The following is a 21,375-nucleotide window of genomic DNA, read 5'->3' as shown; positions in this document are numbered from 1 at the left end:
ACCAGGCATGATGACGGACGTAGAGTGGCCATCACTGGCTGCAGCGGGCTCCGGACCTCTCCGAGGCGACCTCGAGCGGATCACGGCTCGGTTGACTGTGTGGCCGCAGGCCGCAAGCCGCCGTCCGCGCACGACGGGCGGCGGCGCATCGCGTGGCTCGGGTCAGGCGAGGCCGAGCAGGGCGCGGACTCGGTCATGCGGGAGGGCTGGCGTGCGGTGTCCCCGGCGGCCGGTCATGGGCTCGTTGGCGACCAGGGCGTTGAGCACCGCTTCCTCGACGCACTGCACCGCCGCTTCGTAGAAGGGGTCGATGCGACCCCACGGGACGAAGCGGAGGTTGTCGTAGTCCTCCTTGGTCGGGTCCCCCTCGGGGAAGGTGCTGTTGAGGGCGCCGGCGTTGGCGGTGGAGAAGGCGAGGAAGATGTCGCCGGAGAAGTGGCCTCCAGGGGTTCCGGTGCGTCCGAGTCCGAGTGCGGCACGGCGGGCGAGGGCCTTGCACTGGCCGGGGAGGAGGGGCGCGTCGGTCCCGATGACGACGATGACGGAACCCGCCCCGCCCGGCACGCGGCCGGGTGTACCTCCCAGGTCCCGCTGGAACCAGTCGTCGTCCTCCAGCGGGTTGTCGTCGAGCAGGGAGCGGCCCACCGGCGCGCCGGCGATGACAAGTTCGCGCCGGTCGCCGAAGTTGGCCTGGGCGAGGGCGCCGATGGTCCAGGTGTCCGGCCCGTACCCGACGGTGCGGGAGGACGTGCCCGAACCGCCCTTGAAGCCGTAGCAGTTCATGCCGGTGCCGCCGCCGACCGATCCCTCCTCCAGTGGGCCCGAGGCGGCCGCGTCAATGGCGGCGATGGCGTGTTCGGGGTGGACATGGCGGCCGTTGATGTCATTGAGGTAGCCGTCCCAGGTCTCGGCGACCACGGGGAGCATCCACTGCGCGGCGAGCCGCGGATGGTTCTCCGCGACCCACTGGTCCACGCCGGTGTGGACCGCGCCGACCGCGTGGGTATTGGTGAGTGCGATCGGCAGGTTGAAGCCGCCGGACTCCTCGATCCAGGTCGTGCCGGTCATCTCGCCGTTGCCGTTGAGCGAGTACCAGCCGGCCGCGCAGGGCGTACCGACCCCGTTCCGGCCCCTCGGCAGCAGGGCGGTGACGCCGGTACGAACGCCTTCGCCCTCGATCAGAGTGACGTGCCCGACCTCGACGCCCGGGACGTCGTTGATCGCGTTCCAGGGGCCGGGGATGCCGTCGAGCGGGATACCGAGGGCGCGCGCCCGGGGACGGCCTGAGGGAGTGTGGTGGGCGGGGACGGCCTCGGTCGTGCTCAGGGGGGCGCTGAGGGTCATGATGCGGGGCTCTCCGTATGAGTGGTGGGTGGTTCGTGAGTGTCAGCGGGACCGAAGGAGAAGGCTCGCTGCTCGGTGACGCGTGCTTCCGCGACTGCACGTCGGCCTTCGCGGAAGAAGCGGAGGAGCCGGCGCTCGGTCGGCAGCCCCATGGGGGAGCACGGTGCGCGGCCGAGAAGCCGTGCGCCGGCGAAGGCGGTGGTGCTGCAGGCGCAGATGAGCAGGTGGCCGGTCGCCCGGGTCCTGCGGAAGGCTGGACTGCCATCAAGCCGCTCCAGGATGGTGACCAGATCATTAAAACGAAATTTAAGAAGCTTCCCTCAAGGCTGTCAACAGATGATGCCCTCTGTTTTAATGGGAGTGAGATGCACTGAGGCGTGGCTGTATGGCCGAGGAGGTACTGTCGTGGGGCGCGGCGCAGGCAAGGGCAAGGAAGCCCGCATGACGGAACTGACCGAGGCGGTGGAGCGCGCGCTGTTCGCGCGCGGGCTGGAATCCCTCCGGCTTCGGGACGTCGCCGAGGAAGCAGGTGTCACCCCGGCCGCGCTGCTGTACTACGGGGATCTCGACGCGCTGGTCCACGAGACCTACCAGCGGGCCATCGAGCGCTTCGCGCGTGAACGCGAGGAGGCCGTCGAGGCCCACCCGGACGCGCGGGACCGGCTGCGCGCCTGCATCGACAAGGGGGTGGCGACCGGACCGGACGACACCCTCACGCGGCTGCTGTTCGAGTACTGGCCCCGCTGCCTGCGCGACGTCAAGGCCGCCACGCTCGACAGCTCCCTGACCGAGCGCCAGATCGCGATCTACTACGGCATCCTGCTGCTCGGCCAGGCGCAGGGGCACTTCACCCTCCAGGGCCCGCCGTTGCAGCTCGCGGCCACCTTCCTCGCGCTGGAAGACGGATTCCAGATGGAGGTCCTCGCGGGTCGCCGTTCCCGTGACCAGGTGATCGCCGCCGTGTACGCCTACGTCCGGGCGGTCACCGGCTGGACGCCCTGAAACCGGCTCGGCACCGGCCCGTCCGTATGTCGATCCGGCAGGACGCGCGCGCCGTAGGGGACCGCGATGCGGATGACGTGGTTCTGGGAGCGTTCGACGCGGAGCCCCTGATCGTCATGGGTGGTACCCGATGGGTGGTCGGCGGGTACTGGTCTCCGTTGGCGTTCTGGGCTTCCTGGGCCGTCGCGTGATCACAGGGCCCGGCGTCGAGGTCGTTCAGGCGCCGGCGTCTACCTGCAGGAGCACCTTCCGGACTTTCGGTTGTACGGCGTCAAGGTGCCTCACGCGTGCATCAGCGTCCGGCATGTCGTACCGGCCGAGGAGATCGGCGTCGAAGGCGTGAGCGCCGGCGGCATCGAGCGCACCGGCATGTGAAAGGCCGTAGGCGGCCGCCTATGTGTCGTGCGGGCGGCCCGTCCTGCCTCGCGCCACTCGTGCTCGCTGCGTGGCCGCGCTCGGCGTGCTCCCGGCGGTCCGCCTCGTCCTGCTCGCCTTCGCGGCATCCCGCCCCGTGTGCGCGGTCCGGTCGAGCGTGGCGCCGAGCGGTGGACCGCCCCGTCCACCGTGCACTACCTCGACGACTACTCCCTCTTCGGCCACCGCCTCTACCAGCGCCCGGGCCTCGACAGCCGTCTGCACTGGGCGTCGACCGAGACGGCCACCGACCATGCCGGACACATCGAAGGCGCCCTCGCCGCAGGAGAACGCGCAGCCCAGGCCGTCCACGAGGCACCCGCCGGCGCGAACGACGTCACCATCGACGTCACCGCCCCCGGCAGATAGGGCCGCTCTCCGCTGACCAGCAGGCAGCCAGTCCGCCTGGCGCTTGAAGGTGACGGACCAACCGCACCGAACCCGCACGCATCACAGCACAACGCCCCTCAGCAATGCCCGGCCCTTACGCATGGCGATGTCGCTATCCCGGAAGAGAGATGACCAGCACGGAACCCGCCGGAACGACGGCCCTCATATCCGACCCCGCCCAGACACAGCGGCGTATCCTGCGCGTCCTGGTCGCCTCCCAGGTCCTCAGCGGAGCGGGACTGGCAGCCGGCGTCACCGTCGGCGCGCTCCTCGCCCAGGACATGCTCGGCACCACCGCCCTCGCCGGGCTGCCGAGCGCCCTGTTCACCGCTGGATACGCGCTGACCGCCGTCGCCGTCGGCCGCATCTCGCACGCCCGCGGCCGTCGCCCGGGTCTGGCCGCCGGATACCTCGCCGGGGCGATCGGCTCGGCCGGCGTCATCACCGCGGCCGTCCTCGACAACGCCGTCCTGCTGTTCGTGGCGCTGTTCGTCTACGGCGCGGGCACCGCCACCAACCTCCAGGCCCGCTACGCCGGAGCCGACCTCGCCGCACCCGGCCACCGCGCCCGCGCGGTCTCCACGGTCCTGGTCGCCACCACCCTCGGCGGCGTCGCCGGTCCCAACCTCGCCGCCCCCACCGACGCCCTCGCCGAGCACCTCGGCATTCCGAACCTCGCCGGACCGTTCATCCTCTCCGGTGCCGCCTACGCGCTCGCCGCGCTCGTCCTCGCCTTCTGGCTCCGGCCCGACCCCCTACTGACTGCCCGCGCCCTGGCAGAGGCCGAGGCCCAGGAAGCCGACACCGCGACCGCCACAGCCACCACCAACACGGTGGACGGCCGCGGAGGCGTCGTCCTCGGCGCGCTCGTCATGATCCTCAGCCAGCTCGTCATGGTCGCGATCATGACGCCGGTCCACATGCACGAGCACGGCCACGGCACCGCCGCCTCCGGCCTCGTCATCGCCATCCACATCGGCGTCATGTACCTGCCCTCCCCGCTGACCGGCTGGCTCGTCGACCGCTACGGCCACCTGAAGATCGCCGCCGCCTCCGGCATCACCCTCCTGGCCTCCGGCATCCTCGCCGCGCTCGCGCCCGGCGACTCGATCGCTCTCCTCGCGCTCGCCCTCGCCCTGCTAGGCCTCGGCTGGAACTTCGGCCTCGTCGCCGGCACCGCGATCACCACCGACACCGTCCCGCTCGCCACCCGCGCCAAGACCCAGGGCACGGTGGACGTCTGCGTCGCCGTCGCCACCGGCGGCATGGCCTCCGGCCTCATGGTCGCCGCCACCGGCTACCCCGCCCTCGCCCTCACCGGCGGCATCCTCTCACTCGCGCTCCTGCCCGCCGTCGCCGCCTACCGCCGATGAATGACCACCGCCACGACACCCCCGCGCCGGACATCACCGTCGACGGCACCGGCCTCCCCTGCGTCAGGCTCCTGCTGCGCCAGCGCAAAGAGATCGACGGAGCCGAGCCGGGCATGGTCGTCCACGTCATCGCCACAGATCCGGCCGCACCGCTCGATCTGCCCGCCTGGTGCCGCATGACCGGCCACCACTACCTCGGACCCGTGCCCGGTCGCGCCCCGGACCGGTACGTCCTTCGCCTCGCCGCCCGGCCGACGCCGACCAGGCCCGGTGCACCCTGGCACCGGGCCGAATCCCCACAAGGCCGTGCCCCAGCCGCGCCAGTAACAAGAACATCGCAAGGTGCGCCGGACGGCGTCTGCGCGATCTCACCGCTGGCGCCGTCTGACCCGAGAAGGAGAGCGCAGAGCAATGTCAGCGCGTTCCGTCACTGACGTCACCTTCGCCCATGAGGTCCTCCTCAGCGACAAACCCGTCCTCGTCGACTTCTGAGCCGACTGGTGCCCGCCGTGCCGCATGTTCGGCCTGGTCTTCGAGGCCGCGTCCGAGCGCCACCCCGACCTCGTCTTCGGCAAGGTCGACACCATGGCACAGCCGGAACTCGCCCAGGCGTTCGACATCCAGTCGATCCCGACGCTCGCGATCATCCGGGACAAGGTCGCCATCTTCTCCCAGCCCGGTGCCCTGCCCGAGAACGCCCTGCAGGACCTGATCGCACAGTCGCGGAAGGTTGACATGGACGAAGTAGGCAAGCAGATCGCCGAGGAGCAGAAGAAAGATGAACCGCGAGTTTTGGTGTAAAACGCGACCCCTGCCTACGTGGGGCGAGCGAGGGGCGCCTGCCCGGGCAAAAGACCAGGTCAGGCGCCCTTTTTCGTGCCCCTAGAAGAACCCGAGCTTCTTCGGCGAGTAGCTCACCAGCAGGTTCTTCGTCTGCTGGTAGTGGTCCAGCATCATCTTGTGCGTCTCGCGGCCCACGCCCGACTGCTTGTAGCCGCCGAAGGCCGCGTGGGCCGGGTAGGCGTGGTAGCAGTTCGTCCAGACGCGGCCCGCCTGGATCGCTCGGCCCGCGCGGTAGGCGGTGTTCGTGTCGCGGGTCCAGACTCCGGCGCCGAGGCCGTAGAGGGTGTCGTTGGCGGTGCGGATCGCGTCGTCGAAGTCGGTGAAGGACGTCACCGCCACCACCGGGCCGAAGATCTCCTCCTGGAAGATCCGCATGCGGTTGTCGCCCTCGAAGACGGTCGGCTGGACGTAGTAGCCGCCCGCCAACTCGCCGCCGTGCTCCACGATCTGGCCGCCCGTCAGGATCTTGGCGCCCTCCTTCTGGCCGATCTCCAGGTAGGAGAGGATCTTCCGGAGCTGGTCGGCGGAGGCCTGGGCGCCGATCATCGTGTCCGTGTCCAGGGGGTGGCCCGGGACGATCTTCTCCGTGCGGGCGACCGCCGCTTCCAGGAAGTCGGCGTAGTGACCGCGCTGGACGAGGGCGCGCGAGGGACAGGTGCAGACCTCTCCCTGGTTGAGGGCGAACATCGTGAAGCCCTCGAGGGCCTTGTCGCGGAAGTCGTCGTCCGCCGCCCACACGTCGTCGAAGAAGATGTTGGGGGATTTGCCGCCGAGTTCGAGGGTGACCGGCTTCAGGTTCTGCGAGGCGTACTCCATGATCAGCCGGCCGGTCGACGTCTCGCCCGTGAAGGCGATCTTCGCCACGCGCGGGCTGGACGCCAGCGGCTTGCCGGCCTCCTCGCCGAAGCCGTTGACGATGTTCAGGACGCCCGGCGGCAGCAGGTCCGCGACCAGGCTCAGCCAGAAGTGCACCGAGGCCGGGGTCTGTTCGGCCGGCTTGAGGATCACCGCGTTGCCCGCGGCCAGCGCCGGGGCCAGCTTCCAGACCGCCATGAGGATCGGGAAGTTCCACGGGATGATCTGCGCGACGACGCCCAGCGGCTCGTGGAAGTGGTACGCGACGGTGTCGTCGTCGATCTCGCTCAGCGCGCCCTCCTGGGCCCGCAGCGCCCCCGCGAAGTAGCGGAAGTGGTCGATCGCGAGCGGGATGTCCGCGGCGAGCGTCTCCCGGACCGGCTTGCCGTTGTCCCAGGTCTCGGCGACCGCGAGCGCCTCCAGGTTGCTCTCCATGCGGTCCGCGATCCGCAGCAGGACGGCCGCCCGCTCCGCCGGTGCCGTCCGTCCCCACGCCGGGGCCGCCGCGTGCGCCGCGTCGAGGGCGCGTTCCACGTCCTCGGCGGTGCCGCGCGCGACCTCCGTGAAGGGGCGGCCGTCGACCGGGCTCGGGTTCTCGAAGTAGCGGCCGGCCGCCGGGGCGACGTACTCGCCGCCGATCCAGTGGTCGTAGCGGGCCTGGTACGACATGAGCGCGCCCTCGGTGCCGGGTGCGGCGTAACGGGTCATGGATGGCCTCCCTGGGACGCGCCGGCCGTCCCTGGCCGGCGCTCACGCCCGAGTGTGGAGACCCGTACGTTGCAATCCCGTTGCACCGGCCGACAGTTCCGCCTCCAGAGAGGCGAGACGCGCGCGTACGGGGGGAAGCTGGGCGGCGGGCACCGCCTGGCACAGCGCCCGCCAGACCACCACGTCGTCCTCGCCCCACGCGCTGTACGCCCAGTCGGCGAGCAGCCCCGGATCCCGCCGGTCGACCAGTGCCGCCCGCAGCCGGTCCGCGAGCCGTTCCCGCAGCCGTACGACCCCGGGCGCGGTCGACGCGGGCAGCAGCGGGCCCGCGTAATCCCCGGCCGCGGCCGCGACCGCCCCCGAGGCGAGCCGCCGGTCGACCGTCGCGAAGTCCGCGTCCACCGCCCCGGAGAGCCGGTACGGCCGCGAGCGCAGCGCCTCGGGGCCGAGCAGCGCCCGCAGCCGGGACAGCTCGGCCCGCAGCGTCACCGGGGTCACCGACTCGTCCTCGTACAGGAGGGTGAGGAGCTCGTCTCCGCCCACTCCCTCGGGACGGTGCGCGAGGACCACCAGGATCTCGCTGTGCCGGCGGCTCAGCCGCAGCCGCCGTCCGCCCACCGAGAGCACCGCCTCGTCCCGTCCGAGCGCCGACAGCCTGAGCCGGCCCGGGTCCGGGGCCGGGCCCAGCAGGGCCAGCTGGGACTCCGCCGCCCGCGCCACCGCCTGCACGAAGCCGAGGCTGTGCGGGTGCGCGAGCCGTTCGCCGCCCGTGATGTCGACCGCGCCGAGCACCCGGCCGCTGTACGGGTCGTGCACGGGGGCCGCGGCGCAGGTCCAGGCCCGCACCGGACGCCGGAAGTGCTCGGCGGCGACGACCTGCACCGGACGGTCCACCGCCAGGGCCGTACCCGGCGCGTTCGTCCCGACCGCCGCCTCCGACCAGCGGGCCCCGGCCACGAAGTTCATCCCCCGGGCCTTGCGCAGGGTGCCCCGATGCCCCTCGACCCACAGCATCCGCCCGGCGGCGTCGCAGACCGCGAGGAGATGCTCCCCGTCCGTCGCGTACGCCCCCATCAGCTCCCGGATCACCGGCATCGCCGCGGAGAGGGGATGCGCCTCGCGGTACGCGGCGAGCGCGTCCTCGTCCAGTTCCACCCGCGCCGCCCCGTCCGGGCTCACGTGCGCGCGGAGCGAGCGCCGCCAGGACGCGGCCACCAGCGGGCGGGCCTCGCGGTTGTCCGGGTCGGCCTCCCTGCTCGGGCCGACGTTCCCTTCCGGATCCCCAGCCGGTGCCCGCTCCGTGCCCAAGCGGCTCGCCGGCGCCCTCATGGACGCCTGCTCCCCGGCCACCCACGCATCGCTCAACTCGGCCTCCTCGTCGAGGTCGTCCCGGCCCATCGCGCTCATCGTGGTGCGCCAGGGCGCCGCCGACAAGCCACCTCGCACCACGGCATATGCACCCTGTCCGGGACCGGCCCCCGACCGCTCACGTAGAGTGGGCCCCGGGCCGTGACTGGCGCTTGAGGTGGATCACCACCGGGGAGCGGCCCGGCGGAGCGTCCCCCGTGGCGCGACCGTGCCGATGCCGTGCGCCTGGGCGAACCACCGGTCAGAGACGACGCCCAGGAGTTGCCATGTCCACCAGCACCGCCACCCTCATGGACGGTACGGCCCTCGCCCGCCGCACGGTCGAGGAGACCGCCGCCCGAGCCGCCGAGATCACCCGCCGCACCGGCGTCACCCCCTGCCTCGCGACCGTTCTGGTCGGCGCGGACCCGGCCTCCGTCACGTACGTGAAGATGAAGCAGAACCGCTGCGCGAAGGCCGGAATCCGCTCCAAGCACGTCGAGCTGCCCGCCGGGACGACGACCGAGGCGCTCGTCGCCGCCATCACCGCCCTGTCCGAGGACCCCGAGGTCCACGGCATCCTGCTCCAGCACCCGGTCGGCCCGCACATCGACGAGCGCGCCGCCTTCGAGGCCATCGCCCCCGAGAAGGACGTCGACGGCGTCACCATGGCCTCCTTCGCCGCCATGGGCTTCGGTCTGCCCGGGTTCGTCTCCTGCACCCCCGGCGGCATCATGCGTCTCCTCGACGCGTACGACGTCGAACTCACCGGCAAGCGCGCGGTCGTCGTCGGCCGTAGCGCCATCCTCGGCAAGCCCGCCGGCCTGCTCCTCCTCGGCCGCGACGCCACCGTCACCTACTGCCACTCCCGCACCCAGGACCTCTCCTCGGCCGTCCGCGAGGCCGACATCCTCGTCGCCGCCGTCGGCAAGCCGAACTTCATCAAGGGCGAGGACATCAAGCCGGGCGCCGTCGTCATCGACGCCGGCTACAACCCGGGCAACATCGGCGACGTCGACTTCGCCTCGGCCGCCGAGCGCGCCTCCCTCATCACCCCGGTCCCCGGCGGTGTCGGCCCCATGACCATCGCCGTGCTCCTCGCCCAGACGGTCGAGGGCGCGCAGCGTCAGCTCGGCCTGTAGGCAGCCATGACCGGGCGGCGGCGGTGACGGGGGAGCGGCGCTGGCGTCCGCGCGCCTCCGCACCGCGCCGCCCGGGCGTGTCCGGTCCCACCGGCACGGACGCCTCGACACACCCGACCGCACCGGCCGATCCCCGCGTCACCGGGCCCGGCCTCACCGATCCCCGCGTCACCGGCCCCCGCGTCGTCGAGCGGCTCGTGACCGGTGGCGAGGGCGGATGGTCGACTCGGTTCGTGCGGCCCGGCGCACCCCGGCCGGGACCTGAGGCGCGGCGCGCCCGTTGGTTCGGTGTACCGCTCGTGCCGCTGGTCACGGCCGCCCTGGTGGCCGGCGCCTTCCTGACCGCCCGTGGCGGCGCGGAGGGCGGCGCACTCGCCGACGGCCGACCGGGAGGGGCACCCGCCGGCGCGCCGTCCCCCGCCGTCACCGGTGGTACGGGATTGCCCGCCCCGGCGACCGGAGGTGAAAGGGGCGACACGCCGACCCGTACCGAGCCCGTGGACCGCACACCGGCGGACCCTTCCCGGTCCGCGAGCACCGCCCCCGTGCCCTCGGGGCGCCCGTCGGGCGAACGGCTCCCCGAGCGGCCCGTCTCCTTCGAGGCGCTCCGCGTCGGCGACTGCTTCGACATCGACCGCGACGCGCCGGGCACGGCCCTCCGCCGCGGTTGCGACACGCCGCACCACGCAGAACTCGTCGCCCGGCCCCGCCTGGTCGGCACTTTCGCCACCGACCAGGCCGTACGCGAAGCGGCCACCGCGCTCTGCCGCGAACCGCTCCGCCGCAAAGCCGCCCGGCAGCCGCTCGGCACGCGCTGGACGACCTTCGCCCAGTACCCGTACCTGACGAGTCACCTCCTCGGCGCGGACACCGTCGCCTGCAGCCTGGCTGCCGTCAGCGGCACGCTCAGCCACCGGCTCCAGTAGCGCCGGCGGCGAACGCCGTCGCCAGGGCCGCCGCCGGGTCACGGTCCGGCGGGCCGGCCGGGGACCATCGGGCCCCTGCCTTCAGGTACGGCCACCAGCGCCCGTCCTCGCCGAGCCGCAGCTGCGCCTCCGCGCCCGCGACCGTCCACCGCGCGCCGCCCGCGCGTCGCAGCACCGGCCGTTCGTCGTCCTGCCAGGCCCCGGCGAGCCGGAGCCCGGCCCGGTCGAGCGCCTCCGCGTCCGGCGTCCACTCCTCCTCCAGTACGGCGAGGGCGGCGGCGCCCCCGAACCGCCACGCGCGCGTGGCCAGGTCCAGCTCCGTCCGCGACCTGCCCGAACCGGAGGCGAGGCGCGCCGCGATCCAGGGCACGGGAGCGGCCGCCGCGAGCCGGACCGCGTCCTGAGCAACCGTCAGGCGTCCGTCGGCCGAAGCGGTCGCGCCTGCGTCCGCCGACAACTCCCCGAGCAGCCGCTGCGCGCGTGTCGCCGCGTCCTGGGCGAGGAACTCGAGCGCGGCCGGGTCGACCCCCGGCTCCGGCGGGGTGTCCGTGTCCAGGGACGGCGACCGCCCGGGCGCGGCCGGCGCGACCGGAGGGGCGGGCAGCGGCGGTACGAGGAACCCCGCCGCGAACACCTCCCCGGCCGACACGCCGGGCAGCCCGCCGACCCCCTCGAACCCGCCGCCCGCCTCCTCCCCGCCCCGCGCGGACGGCGCGACGGCACGTGCCGCGCTGCGCTCCTGCAACTGCTCCAGGAGGGTGCGCTCGCCGCGCCCCCGCATCAGGAGGAGGACGAAGGGATCCTCGTCGAGGAGGCGGGCGACCTGGTAGCAGAGCGCCGCCGTGTGCGGGCAGTGGTCCCAGGCCTCACAGCCGCACTCCGGCTCCAGATCCCCGATGCCCGGCAGCAGGTCGAGCCCGGCCGCCGCCGCGTCCTCCACCAGATGCGGCGGCATCTCGCGGTCCAGGAGAGCGGCGATGTGGCCGGCGCTGTCCACGGCGAGGCCGAGGAGCCGCTCCCACTGCTCCTCCGAGAACTCCCGCACCAGCACGTCGCCGCGGTACGTCGTGCCGGCGTGGTCCTTGACCAGGGCTGTGATCCGGCCGGGTCGCACCGAGACGGCGCCCACCGCCCCCGCGCGCGCGTGACGGCGCCCCGCCTTGAGCTGCTGCCCGTCGAGCGCGGAGTCCTCCAGGGCCTTCAGCCACGCCTGTCCCCACCAGGTGCGGGCGAACCCGCCGCCGCCCACCGGCGGCAGCGCCTCGAAGGTCCGTTCGTCGTCCGCGCGGCCGTGGCCATGACCGTGGCCGTGTCCCGCTTCGTACGCGCTCATCGTCCGTCCCCTCGCAGCCGCACCAGCTCCGCCAGTTCGGCATCGGTCAGTTCGGTCAGTTCCGGCGGGGCGTCCCCGCCGCTCCCGAGGACGGTGTCCGCCAGTTCGCGCTTGCGGTCGAGCATCGCGGCGATCCGGTCCTCGATCGTGCCCTCGGCGATCAGCCGGTGGACCTGCACCGGCCTGTCCTGCCCGATCCGGTACGCACGGTCGGTGGCCTGCGCCTCCACGGCCGGGTTCCACCAACGGTCGTAGTGCACCACGTGTTCGGCGCGGGTCAGGTTGAGCCCCGTCCCGGCGGCCTTCAGGGACAGCAGGAAGACCGGGACCTCCCCGCTCTGGAAGCGGGAGACCATCGCCTCGCGCTCGGCGACCGGCGTGCCGCCGTGCAGGAACTGCGTCCGCACGCCCCGCGCCGCGAGGTGCGTCTCCAGGAGCCGGGCCATTCCCACGTACTGGGTGAAGACCAGGGTGCACGCGCCCTCGGCGAGGATCGTGTCGAGGAGTTCGTCGAGCAGCTCCAGCTTTCCCGAACGTCCCTCGATCCTCGGCCGCTCCTCCTTGAGGTACTGGGCGGGGTGGTTGCAGATCTGCTTGAGGCCCGTCAGGAGCTTCACGACGAGGCCCCGGCGCTCCATGCCGTCGGCCTCGGCGATCGCCGCGAGCGTCTCCCGTACCACCGCCTCGTACAGACCGGTCTGCTCGGGCGTCAGGGAGACGGTCCGGTCGGTCTCGGTCTTCGGCGGCAGCTCGGGGGCGATGCCGGGGTCGGACTTGCGCCGGCGCAGCAGGAAGGGGCGTACCAGCGCGCCGAGCCGCTCGGCCGCGGCCGGGTCCTGCCCGCCCTCGACGGCGGCGGCGTACCGGGTCCGGAAGGCGCCCAGGCTGCCGAGCAGCCCCGGCGTGGTCCAGTCGAGGATCGCCCACAGCTCGGAGAGGTTGTTCTCCACCGGCGTGCCGGACAGGGCCACGCGCGCGCGTGCGCCGATGGTCCGCAGCTGACGGGCTGTCGCCGAGTAGGGGTTCTTGACGTGCTGTGCCTCGTCCGCGACGACGAGCCCCCAGTTCCGGTCGGCGAGCCGCTCGGCGTCCAGGCGCATCGTGCCGTACGTGGTGAGCACGAAGCCGCCGTCGGCGAGCGCCTCCAGGTCACGGGCCGCGCCGTGGAAGCGGCGCACGGGTGTGCCCGGCGCGAACTTCTCGATCTCCCGCTGCCAGTTGCCCATGAGCGAGGTCGGGCAGACGACGAGGGTGGGCCCGGCGGACGCCGGGTCGGTCTGTCGGTGCAGATGCAGGGCGATGACGGTGATCGTCTTGCCGAGGCCCATGTCGTCGGCCAGGCAGCCACCGAGGCCGAGCGAGGTCATCCGGTCGAGCCAGTCGAGTCCGCGCAGCTGGTAGTCGCGCAGGGTCGCGGTGAGCGCCGGGGGTTGCGAGATCTCCGGGCGGTCGCCCTCGGGTTCGGCGAGCCGCTTCCGCAGTCGCTCCAGCCAGCCGGTGGCGGCCACCTCGACGGGGCGTCCGTCGACCTCGGTCGTTCCGGTGAGGACGGCCGCGAGGGCGTCCACCGGTGTGACCTTGCGGTCCTGGTGGGCGCGGGCCCGCCGCACCTCGGCCGGATCGACGAGGACCCAGCGGTCGCGCAACCGTACGAGTGGCCGTCCGGTCTCGGCGAGCCGGTCGAGCTCGGCCCGGGTGAGCTCGTGGTCGCCGACGGCGAAGCGCCAGTTGAAGGCGAGCAGGGAGTCCGCGGCGAGGAACGAGGGAAGCGCGGAGGCGCGGGCGGATCCGGCGGAGTCCGCGGATTCCGAGTCGTCGGCGGCGCGTCCGACGCCATCGTGGAGGCCGGAGTCGGCGGCCCCCGCTCCGGCTTCGTCATGGAGACCGGAGCTCGCGGTGCCGGCGGCGGCTTCCTCCGGGCCGATCACCGCGCGGGCGGTCAGCCGGTCGGCGAGTTCGCGCGGCCAGTGCACAGGGACGCCCGAGGCCGCGAGGGCCTCGCCGGCAGGACCCAGGAGCTCCGCGACCTCCTCGTCGGCGAGTTCGACGGTGTCGGGCACGGCCGCGGACAGGAGCGGGGACAGCGGGGGCCAGGCGCGGGCGGCGCGCCGGAGAGCCAGGAGCGCGTCCATCCGGGCGCGGGGGCCGAAAGCGGCACCGGCCCGGCCGGAGCCCGCCCACACCTCCGCCGCGTCCGCGATCAGAGTGGGGTCGGCGACCCCGTGCAGCTGGAGCACGCCCCGGAAGGCGGGCGCTTCCCGCGCTTCCGCGGTGAAGCCGGGCAGTTCGAGCCGGAGCGAGAGCCGGACGCCCGCGTCGTGCACCGCCGCCACGTCGGCGGCCCAGGCCCGCTGTTCGGGAACGATCTGCGGTTCGTCGGCGGCGAAGGCGGGGCCGCCGGCCGCGAGCGGGGCCGCCGGGGTACGGGGCAGCGTGTCGGCCACCGCGTCGGCGAAGGCCCGGAGCAGTGCCTCGGGTTCGGGCAGCAGCAGCGGCTCGTCGTCGGAGAGCGGTACGGCGTCGGACTCCGAGGCGTGGACCGACACGGGTGCGGCGTCGGACTCCGAGGCGTGGACCGACACGGGTGCGGCGTCGGCCTCCGAGGCGTGGACCGACAGGGGTACGGCGTGCGCCGCGGGCGGCATCGAGGCGGCGAGGGTGCGGAGTTCGGTCAGTTCCGCGGGACCGAGGGGTCCGGCGCGCCAGGCGTCGTGGTCGCCGGGTGTGAGGCCGGGCAGCAGCAGACCTCGCGCGACGAAGTTCAGGGAGAGCAGGGACGCGGCACCCCAGAAGGCGGCCGCGGGGGAGGCGGTGTCCGAGAACCGCGCACGGGCGAGCAACGGCAGGGCGTCCCGTACGGACAAGGTGCGGGCGGCGATGGTCACGGCCTGGAGCGAGTCGCCCTCGACGACCGTGATCGTCGTGTTGCCCGAGGGAGCGTCGGCGGCGTCCGGCAGGGGTTCGCCGTCCGGTGACCAGAAGGCGATCCGTCCGGCGCGGGGCGGATCGGCGGGAAGGAACACGGCGGAGTGGTGCAAGAGTTCGGAGGCTTCGGGGACGGGTTCGCGGGCCGGTTCATGGGATCCGTGCGAGAGCGACAACGCATTCCTCAAATTTGACTACCTGGAGACCGAGTCGCCGAGGATACCTGACGGGATCGACCCGCGTAGGCCTGTCCCGGGTGACCTGCATCACTCGGCGTGAGGGGTGGGGATCGCCCTACCCCCACACCCCGGTGCGCCCCCGGCAGTGGACGGGTGGTGACGCCATGGCCCCGGACGATCACGGATCCGTACGTTTCTGACAGGCGCCCACCGACCCCATCGACCGACAGAAACCGGAGCCCGCCATGTCCCAGGCCACCGTCCTGCCCCCGGCCGCCGCACCCGTCGCGGCGCCCGCCCGTGCCCGGGGCGGCAGCGAGTTCAGCCCGCTCCTGCGGACGGTCAGGGAACAGGGCCTCCTCGAACACCGCCCCGGCTGGTACGCCCGGGGCATCGTCGTCAACCTTCTCGGCATCGCCGCCGTGGTGGCCGGACTCGCCCTGATCGGGCCTTCGTGGTGGGCGCTGCCGCTCGCCGTCCCCCTCGCGCTGTTCTCCGCCCGCGCCGCCTTCGTCGGCCACGACGCCGGCCACGCCCAGATCACCGCGAACCGCAAGGCGAGCCGGATCCTGCAGCTCGTCCATGCCAACCTCCTCCTCGGCATGAGCCGGGAGTGGTGGAACGACAAGCACAACCGTCACCACGCCAACCCCAACCACCTCGACAAGGACCCGGACGTCGCCGCCGACATCCTCGTCTTCGCCGACCACCAGACGGCGGGCCGCACGGGTCTGCGCGGGTTCCTCACCCGCCACCAGGCCTGGCTGTTCTTCCCACTGACCACCCTGGAGGGCATCGCGCTCAAGGTGTACGGGATCCAGGCCCTGCTCGCGAAGGACGGCCCGTGCCGCACCCGGCGCGAGCGGCTCGTCGAAGGCGCCCTGCTCCTCGCCCACTTCGCCGGATACGCGACGCTGCTCCTGGCCTTCCTGACGCCCGCCCAGGCCCTCGTCCTCGCCCTCCTCCACCAGATGCTCCTGGGCGTGCACCTCGGCATGGCCTTCGCCCCGAACCACAAGGGAATGGACCGGCCGGACGAGCACGAGGACGGCGAGAGCTGGGGTCATCTGCGCCGCCAGGTGCTCACCTCGCGCAACATCCGGGGCGGCGCCCTGACCGACTGGTTCCTCGGCGGCCTCAACTACCAGGTCGAGCACCACCTGTTCCCGAGCATGCCGCGCCCGAACCTCCGCCTGGCGCAGCCCGCCGTGCGGGCCCACTGCGCCGCGCTGGGCGTCCCGTACACCGAGACCGGCTTCGTGGACTCGTACCGCCAGGCCCTCGGCCATCTGCACGAGGTGGGCGCGCCGCTGCGCGCCGAGGGCGCCGAGTAGGGTCGTACGGAGAGGCGCGATGTGATCATCGGTCCGGGTGGGGGCGGGGAGCCTCCGCCTGCACCGGCAGAGAAGGGGAGCTCTCACCATGAGCGGCGGTACCGTCACCACGGTCAGCAGCAACGGCACGTACTCGTTCACCAAGCCCAACCGGGAGGGCATCACCCTGCTCGCCGGGCTCGGCGTGGAGGGCGACGTCCACGCGGGCGTGACCGTGAAGCACCGGTCCCGCGTCGCCCAGGACCCGACCCAGCCCAACCTGCGCCAGGTCCACCTCATCCACGCCGAGCTGTTCGACGAGGTCGCCGGCGCCGGCTTCGAGGTCGCCCCCGGCGACCTCGGCGAGAACGTCACGACCCGCGGGATCGACCTCCTCTCCCTGCCCACCGGCACGCTCCTCCACCTCGGCGCGGAGGCCGTCGTCGAGGTCACCGGACTGCGCAACCCCTGCGCGCAGATCGACAACTTCCGGCACGGTCTGCTCAAGCAGGTCCTCGGCCGCGACGAGAACGGCGAGATCGTGCGCAAGGCGGGCATCATGGGCGTCGTGCTCACCGGCGGGGAGGTGCGGCCCGGCGACCCGATCCGGGCCGAACTGCCGGCCGGGCCGCACCGCCCGCTGGAGCGGGTCTGAGCGTCCTCAGGAGCCCGCTCAGCCCTCCAGGGCGCAGGAGTTGACCACGTCACCGCTCGTGGGCCGCGCGATCGTACGGTCCGCGGGCGGCGCCGTACCCTCCTCGACCCAGCGCGTCAGGGCGTCGAACGCGGAGCGGTAGCACGGCAGGATCGGCCGCAGCCTGTCCGGATAGGTGTCGTACAGGCCGTCCGTGTGCGTCCCGTCCTGCACCGTGTAGTAGCGGTGCAGGACACCCCGGCCCCGCGCGTCGATCATCCGGTCGTACACGTCGGAGTCCGTGGCGATCGGCAGCAGGGTGTCCAGATCGCCGTGGAGCGTGATGAGCGGCTTGCCGATGCGTCCGGTGAGCGCGACCTTCGCGACCGCGCGGTGGACGGACGCCGGCCGCGAGGCGTAGTCGTAGGAGGCGTCCGAGGCGCAGGGCGCGAAGATCTGCTCCACGGTCCCGCCGGCGGTGGAGCCGGGGCAGGCCGGGTCGTACGAGGGGTCGAACTCGGCCCGGAACAGCTTCTGCGTCAGACCCCAGTAGGCCTTCTCGTGGTACGGCCACAGGAAGCGCGAGCCGGGCGCGAAGCCCGCCGCGATCAGGTCCTCGTCGGTGGCGAGCCCCTGGGACCTGGCTACCGTCACCGGCAGGCTCGTCAGGAGGTTCGGGCCGCGTGTCGTCCACAGCACGCCCTCCCAGTCGACCCCGCCGTCGTACAGCTCGGGCCGGTTCTCCAGCTGCCAGCGCGTGAGGTAGCCGGCGTTGGAGATGCCGGTCATGTACGTGCGCTCCGGCGCGTGCCCGTAACGCTGCCGTACGACCTTCTTGGCGGCCCGCGTCAGCTCGGTCACCCGGCGGTTCCACTCGGCGACCGCGTCGCCCGGCTCCTTCCCGTCGGTGAAGAAGTCCGGGCCGGTGTTGCCCTTGTCGGTGGCGGCGTAGGCGAAGCCCCGGGCGAGCACCTGGTCGGAGATCAGCGCGTCCGTGGAGTACTGGCGGCGGGAGCCGGGAGCGCCGGTGACGACGAGCCCGCCGTTCCAGTGGTCCGGCAGCCGGATGACGAACTGCGCGTCGTGGGCCCAGCCGTGGGTGGCGTTGAGACGGGAGTCGTCGGGGAAGTAGCCGTCGATCTGGACGCCCGGAACCCCGGAGGGGTTGCGAGTCGCCTTCGAGGCCAGACCGGCCTGGTCGGCCAGGTCGGTGTACGGGGTGCCGGCCAGGCCGGTCGTCGTCAGGTCGTCCAGACAGGCGGACTGCTGACGCTCGGCGCCGGGCACCTGGACCCGGTCCTGCCGCGCACAGTGCGCGGTGGCGGGCGTCCCGGCGCCGGCGGCGCTCGCGGGGCCGAGGACGGTGACCCCGGTGAGGAGCGCGGCGAACAGGGAGACGCCTGGGGACAGGCGCATGGTGAGCCTCCGATGGGACGACGGAAAAGAGGGTGCGGCGCCACATCGTGCGGCGCACCACCACCGCCGGACCATGGTTCGGAACCACACCGAGGGACGCCGTCCTATGGGGCGCGGAGACGGGTGGTACGGGTGGGGTCCTTCAGGAGGCGCGTACCGCCATCGCGTCGAGCGCTTCGAGGAGCGCGGGCAGCCTGGGCCCCCGGGTCACGGGCAGCACCTCGCGCGGCGCCTCGTCGAGGAGGACGAACGCCATGTCGTCCGCCTTGGCCACGAGCGACCAGCCGGGACCGTCGGCACGGAGCATCCCGGCGGACGCGCGGACCCTGCCGACCGGCGGGGGCTCCTCCAGATAGCCGCGCAACTCGTCCAGGGCCTTCCTGACGCCGGTGTACGGGCGGGGGGAGGCGTCATCGGAGCCGGCGCCACCGGGGGTCGGGGCCTGGGCCGGGGGCGTGGACTGCCCGGTGGTTCCGGGGGTCGGGGCCTGGGCCCGGGGCGTGGACGGCCCGACGGCTCCGGTGGTCCCCGGGGCACGGGCGGCCGCGGGTTCCCCGCCCTCGTCGCCCACCCGGGCCCGCCAGGCCTCCCACTGGGCCGCCACCTCGTCGGCGCCCAGCCGGCGCTGTGCCGGGCCCCACTCCTCGCCGGAGGGCGGGACGAGGGGCGCGGGATCGCCCTCCTCGGGCTCCGGGTCGTGCGGGGCCGGGACTCCCGGGGCGACGGTCGCGACGGGAAGCGGCCAGCCCGGCAGGCCGGCCACCACCGAGTGCTCGTCGGGGGAGAGGTCGTACGCCATGCCGCAGTCCCAGGAGGAGATGGCCACCGCGACGAGCGACACGTCGTCGACGACGACCGTCCAGCGGGCACCGTGCCCGTCCTGGCCGAACACGAGCCCGTACCCCTCGGCGTACGGCTGCAGGCCCAGCGCGGCGCAGGCCGCCGGGTAGTCGTCACCGAGCACGCTCGGGAAGCGCGCGGGCGTGAGCAGTGCCGCGGTCAGCACAAGGAGCGCGTCGGCGTCGGCCTCGGCGATCGGGTCCGTCCCAGCCACGGCTTCCTCCCCATCTGGTCGTCGGCGCACCTTAACCAGTGGGTAACCCGCGCGTCGAGGGTCTCCACCAGGGAACCTCGACGCACCGGCGCGGGTCCGTCACGTGTCACCGGCCCGCCGGGGCACCGGTACGTCCCGCAGGCCGAGCAGCGAGCGGGCGACGGTGCGGGGGGACTGGTTCCGTTCCCGCGCGAGGGTGATCAGCGCCCGGCATGCCAGTTCGTTGACCCCGAAGGAGAGCATGCCGGGGGAGACCCGGCTCGCCGCCTCCTCCGCCCGGGCGGGGTCGTCCTCGGCGCAGGCCGCCACGTACTCGGCGGCGGCCTCGAAGAGGTTGTGCCCCTGCCGGGGGCGCGGTGGAGCCGGCGCGGCGGCTTCGGGCGCCTTCCGGCCGGAGGGGAGGAGTCTGCGCAGTCTTTCCGGAACTCGTGCCACGGCCCGCCGCCTTTCCCGGGCACGACTGCCCGGCATTTCTACGGTAGACAGTGAAGTGCCGGTAAAGAAGGGTGCGTTGACTCCCTGCTTCGGTCCTCCTGCTTCAGTCCTCCTGCTTTGGTCCTCCTGCTTCAGTCCTCGCGGACGGCGAGGGCCAGATAGCGGGCGTCCTCGTCGACGTAGCTGACGAGTCGCCAGCCGGCCTCGGCGAGCACGGGGCGCAGCCGGGGCTCGGCGCGCAGGTCGTCGGGCGTGATCTGCCGGCCGTGACGGGCCGCGAGCGCGGCTCGCCCGATCGGGTGGAAGAGCGCGAGTCTGCCCCCGGGCCGTACGACCCGGGCGAGTTCCCTCAGACCGGTGCCGGGTTCCGCGAGATGCGAGATGAGCCCCGCCCCGAAGACGGCGTCGAGGGCTCCGTCCCGTACCGGCAGCCGGCCGACGTCGGCGAGCAGCAGCGTCCCGCCGCCCTCCCCGGCGCGTCCTGCGGCGACGGCCCGTTCGAGCATCTCGGGGGTGAGGTCGGCCCCGAGTACCGTGCCGGAGGGGCCGACGGCGGCACGGAGCGGCGGGAGCGCGCGGCCGGTCCCGCAGCCGGCGTCGAGCACGGCGTCGCCGGGCCCGAGGCCGAGTTCGTCCACGGCAGCGGCGTACGCGGGTCCGTCGTCGGGGAACCGGCTGTCCCAGTCGGCGGCGCGAGCGCCGAAGAACTCTCGTACGTGTGTGGGGTCATCGCTCATGCGCTCATGATCTCGCACGATGCGGCACACGGAGGGGTGAACGTTCTGTGTGCACGTTCGAGCTCGGCGTGATCGTTCGGGACCATCTCTCTGTCATATTCCAACAGCTTTCGAAATGCGCCCCCGGTGCGCCCCCCGGTGCGCACTAGCGTCCCTGAGCCATGGGACACCTGGACCACGCCACCTTCGGCTGGCTGACACCCGCGCTGTCGTACGCGATGGCCTGCATCGGCGCCGCCCTCGGACTGCGCTGCACCGTACGAGCGCTCGACGCGACCGGCAGGTCGCGGCGCAACTGGCTGCTCACCGCCGCCTCCGCGATCGGCACCGGCATCTGGACGATGCATTTCGTGGCGATGCTCGGATTCGGCGTGACGGGCACCGACATCCGCTACGACGTTCCGCTCACCATCCTCAGCCTCGTCATCGCGATGGCCGTCGTCGGCGTCGGGGTCTTCGCCGTCGGCTACGGACGCGACCGGGTCCGCTCGCTCCTGATCGGCGGGCTGACCACCGGCATCGGTGTGGCGAGCATGCACTACATGGGCATGGCCGCCCTCCGGCTCCACGGCCAGGTGCGGTACGACCCGCTGCTCGTCGGCCTCTCGGTGCTGATCGCCGTCGTCGCCGCCACGGCCGCGCTCTGGGCGGCGCTCAACATCCACGCGCCCGTGGCCGTGGCCGTCGCCTCGCTCGTGATGGGCGCGGCCGTCAGCAGCATGCACTACACCGGCATGTTCGCCGTGCGGGTCGAGGTCGCCCCCTCCGGAGCCGCCCTCCCGGGAGCCACGGTCATGCAGTTCATCTTCCCGCTCGCCGTCGGCCTCGGTTCGTACCTCTTCATCACCTCGGCCTTCGTCGCCCTCTCCCCGACGGCCCGGGAACGCGCCGCGTACGCCTCCGCCGGACGCCTCACCGAACCGGACGAGCGCGCGGTCGACGTCGCCCCACCCGGCTTCCGCCCCGCGGAAGCGGCCCGGACGCCCACGACCTGACCCGCATGAC

General features: G+C 73.2%; 18 protein-coding genes, 1 pseudogene and 1 riboswitch. Of the genes and pseudogenes, 10 read left to right on the top strand and 9 right to left on the bottom strand.

Annotated features, from left to right (window positions below):
• Positions 1-162 precede the first annotated feature (162 nt).
• Positions 163-1,344: a P1 family peptidase gene (locus ACF07V_RS05500; protein WP_392151584.1), complete on the bottom strand. Its 1,182-nt coding sequence runs from the start codon at positions 1,342-1,344 to the stop codon at positions 163-165.
• A gap of 441 nt (positions 1,345-1,785) precedes the next feature.
• Between ACF07V_RS05500 and ACF07V_RS05495 the strand changes: the two genes are divergently transcribed.
• From ACF07V_RS05495 to ACF07V_RS05475, 5 genes and pseudogenes are all read left to right on the top strand, one after another.
• On the top strand, positions 1,786-2,346 hold the full coding sequence (locus tag ACF07V_RS05495; protein WP_392151583.1) for a TetR/AcrR family transcriptional regulator: 561 nt from the start codon (positions 1,786-1,788) through the stop codon (positions 2,344-2,346).
• Positions 2,347-2,859: 513 nt separating this feature from the next.
• Entirely contained in the window at positions 2,860-3,129 is a 270-nt protein-coding gene (locus tag ACF07V_RS05490) for an FAD-dependent oxidoreductase (protein WP_392151582.1), read from the top strand.
• 149 nt (positions 3,130-3,278) lie between these two features.
• Positions 3,279-4,523, top strand: coding sequence for an MFS transporter (locus ACF07V_RS05485; RefSeq protein WP_392151581.1), 1,245 nt, complete (start codon positions 3,279-3,281; stop codon positions 4,521-4,523).
• Entirely contained in the window at positions 4,520-4,957 is a 438-nt protein-coding gene (locus ACF07V_RS05480) for a sulfurtransferase TusA family protein (RefSeq protein ID WP_392151580.1), read from the top strand. Before ACF07V_RS05485 ends, ACF07V_RS05480 begins: the two co-directional genes overlap by 4 nt.
• A 58-nt stretch (positions 4,958-5,015) precedes the next feature.
• A pseudogene (locus ACF07V_RS05475) lies at positions 5,016-5,324 on the top strand (thioredoxin family protein); the annotation flags it as partial.
• Positions 5,325-5,405: 81 nt separating this feature from the next.
• On the opposite strand, the gene ACF07V_RS05470 reads toward ACF07V_RS05475, so the two are convergent.
• The gene (locus tag ACF07V_RS05470) at positions 5,406-6,929 is read right to left on the bottom strand and encodes an aldehyde dehydrogenase family protein (RefSeq protein WP_392151579.1); all 1,524 of its coding nucleotides are present in this window, start codon (positions 6,927-6,929) and stop codon (positions 5,406-5,408) included.
• Between the two features lie 42 nt (positions 6,930-6,971).
• Positions 6,972-8,294 carry a GAF domain-containing protein gene (locus ACF07V_RS05465; RefSeq protein WP_392152353.1) on the bottom strand — a complete coding sequence of 441 codons (1,323 nt, stop codon included), beginning with the start codon at positions 8,292-8,294 and terminating at the stop codon, positions 6,972-6,974.
• Between the two features lie 134 nt (positions 8,295-8,428).
• Positions 8,429-8,535: riboswitch (ZMP/ZTP riboswitch) on the top strand.
• A 28-nt stretch (positions 8,536-8,563) separates the two neighbouring features.
• Between ACF07V_RS05465 and ACF07V_RS05460 the strand changes: the two genes are divergently transcribed.
• Together ACF07V_RS05460 and ACF07V_RS05455 are read left to right on the top strand one after the other, a co-directional pair.
• Complete coding sequence (locus tag ACF07V_RS05460; protein ID WP_392151578.1) at positions 8,564-9,418, top strand: bifunctional 5,10-methylenetetrahydrofolate dehydrogenase/5,10-methenyltetrahydrofolate cyclohydrolase; 855 nt, start codon at positions 8,564-8,566, stop codon at positions 9,416-9,418.
• Positions 9,419-9,495: 77 nt separating this feature from the next.
• A complete protein-coding gene (locus tag ACF07V_RS05455) occupies positions 9,496-10,344 on the top strand; it encodes a hypothetical protein (protein ID WP_392151577.1) in 849 nt (282 codons plus the stop codon).
• Here the strand turns inward: ACF07V_RS05455 and ACF07V_RS05450 are convergent.
• Positions 10,325-11,677 carry an SWF or SNF family helicase gene (locus tag ACF07V_RS05450; protein WP_392151576.1) on the bottom strand — a complete coding sequence of 451 codons (1,353 nt, stop codon included), beginning with the start codon at positions 11,675-11,677 and terminating at the stop codon, positions 10,325-10,327. The two genes, ACF07V_RS05455 and ACF07V_RS05450, sit on opposite strands and share 20 nt — an antisense overlap.
• The gene (locus ACF07V_RS05445) at positions 11,674-14,700 is read right to left on the bottom strand and encodes a DEAD/DEAH box helicase (RefSeq protein ID WP_392151575.1); all 3,027 of its coding nucleotides are present in this window, start codon (positions 14,698-14,700) and stop codon (positions 11,674-11,676) included. Before ACF07V_RS05445 ends, ACF07V_RS05450 begins: the two co-directional genes overlap by 4 nt.
• A 326-nt stretch (positions 14,701-15,026) precedes the next feature.
• Between ACF07V_RS05445 and ACF07V_RS05440 the strand changes: the two genes are divergently transcribed.
• Both ACF07V_RS05440 and ACF07V_RS05435 read left to right on the top strand, forming a co-directional pair.
• Positions 15,027-16,115, top strand: a complete 1,089-nt coding sequence (locus ACF07V_RS05440; protein WP_392151574.1) for a fatty acid desaturase family protein — start codon at positions 15,027-15,029, stop codon at positions 16,113-16,115.
• 88 nt (positions 16,116-16,203) lie between these two features.
• Entirely contained in the window at positions 16,204-16,749 is a 546-nt protein-coding gene (locus tag ACF07V_RS05435) for an MOSC domain-containing protein (protein WP_392151573.1), read from the top strand.
• Between the two features lie 18 nt (positions 16,750-16,767).
• Here the strand turns inward: ACF07V_RS05435 and ACF07V_RS05430 are convergent, their stop codons facing one another.
• The 4 genes from ACF07V_RS05430 to ACF07V_RS05415 form a co-directional block, all read right to left on the bottom strand.
• Positions 16,768-18,144 (bottom strand): tannase/feruloyl esterase family alpha/beta hydrolase, encoded by a 1,377-nt coding sequence (locus tag ACF07V_RS05430; protein ID WP_392151572.1) that lies wholly within the window; start codon positions 18,142-18,144, stop codon positions 16,768-16,770.
• Positions 18,145-18,286: 142 nt separating this feature from the next.
• Positions 18,287-19,198, bottom strand: a complete 912-nt coding sequence (locus tag ACF07V_RS05425; RefSeq protein WP_392151571.1) for a hypothetical protein — start codon at positions 19,196-19,198, stop codon at positions 18,287-18,289.
• 99 nt (positions 19,199-19,297) lie between these two features.
• Positions 19,298-19,669 carry a hypothetical protein gene (locus tag ACF07V_RS05420; protein ID WP_392151570.1) on the bottom strand — a complete coding sequence of 124 codons (372 nt, stop codon included), beginning with the start codon at positions 19,667-19,669 and terminating at the stop codon, positions 19,298-19,300.
• 95 nt (positions 19,670-19,764) lie between these two features.
• A complete protein-coding gene (locus ACF07V_RS05415; protein WP_392151569.1) occupies positions 19,765-20,370 on the bottom strand; it encodes a class I SAM-dependent methyltransferase in 606 nt (201 codons plus the stop codon).
• Positions 20,371-20,531: 161 nt separating this feature from the next.
• On the opposite strand from ACF07V_RS05415, the gene ACF07V_RS05410 reads away from it, so the two are divergent.
• A complete protein-coding gene (locus tag ACF07V_RS05410) occupies positions 20,532-21,365 on the top strand; it encodes an MHYT domain-containing protein (protein WP_392151568.1) in 834 nt (277 codons plus the stop codon).
• Positions 21,366-21,375 lie beyond the last annotated feature (10 nt).

Origin of the sequence: Streptomyces sp. NPDC015661 (genome assembly GCF_043077765.1) — a bacterium.
Lineage (GTDB): Bacteria > Actinomycetota > Actinomycetes > Streptomycetales > Streptomycetaceae > Streptomyces.
This window is presented reverse-complemented; position numbering and strand designations above follow the sequence as displayed.

Bases quoted from the DNA above. Each gene is read 5' to 3' on its own strand.
- ACF07V_RS05500 (WP_392151584.1), bottom strand. From the start codon at position 1,344: ATGACCCTCAGCGCCCCCCTGAGCACGACCGAGGCCGTCCCCGCCCAC.
- ACF07V_RS05495 (WP_392151583.1), top strand. From the start codon at position 1,786: ATGACGGAACTGACCGAGGCGGTGGAGCGCGCGCTGTTCGCGCGCGGG.
- ACF07V_RS05485 (WP_392151581.1), top strand. From the start codon at position 3,279: ATGACCAGCACGGAACCCGCCGGAACGACGGCCCTCATATCCGACCCC.
- ACF07V_RS05480 (WP_392151580.1), top strand. From the start codon at position 4,520: ATGAATGACCACCGCCACGACACCCCCGCGCCGGACATCACCGTCGAC.
- ACF07V_RS05470 (WP_392151579.1), bottom strand. From the start codon at position 6,929: ATGACCCGTTACGCCGCACCCGGCACCGAGGGCGCGCTCATGTCGTAC.
- ACF07V_RS05460 (WP_392151578.1), top strand. From the start codon at position 8,564: ATGTCCACCAGCACCGCCACCCTCATGGACGGTACGGCCCTCGCCCGC.
- ACF07V_RS05450 (WP_392151576.1), bottom strand. From the start codon at position 11,677: ATGAGCGCGTACGAAGCGGGACACGGCCACGGTCATGGCCACGGCCGC.
- ACF07V_RS05440 (WP_392151574.1), top strand. From the start codon at position 15,027: ATGTCCCAGGCCACCGTCCTGCCCCCGGCCGCCGCACCCGTCGCGGCG.
- ACF07V_RS05435 (WP_392151573.1), top strand. From the start codon at position 16,204: ATGAGCGGCGGTACCGTCACCACGGTCAGCAGCAACGGCACGTACTCG.
- ACF07V_RS05430 (WP_392151572.1), bottom strand. From the start codon at position 18,144: ATGCGCCTGTCCCCAGGCGTCTCCCTGTTCGCCGCGCTCCTCACCGGG.
- ACF07V_RS05420 (WP_392151570.1), bottom strand. From the start codon at position 19,669: ATGCCGGGCAGTCGTGCCCGGGAAAGGCGGCGGGCCGTGGCACGAGTT.
- ACF07V_RS05415 (WP_392151569.1), bottom strand. From the start codon at position 20,370: ATGAGCGATGACCCCACACACGTACGAGAGTTCTTCGGCGCTCGCGCC.
- ACF07V_RS05410 (WP_392151568.1), top strand. From the start codon at position 20,532: ATGGGACACCTGGACCACGCCACCTTCGGCTGGCTGACACCCGCGCTG.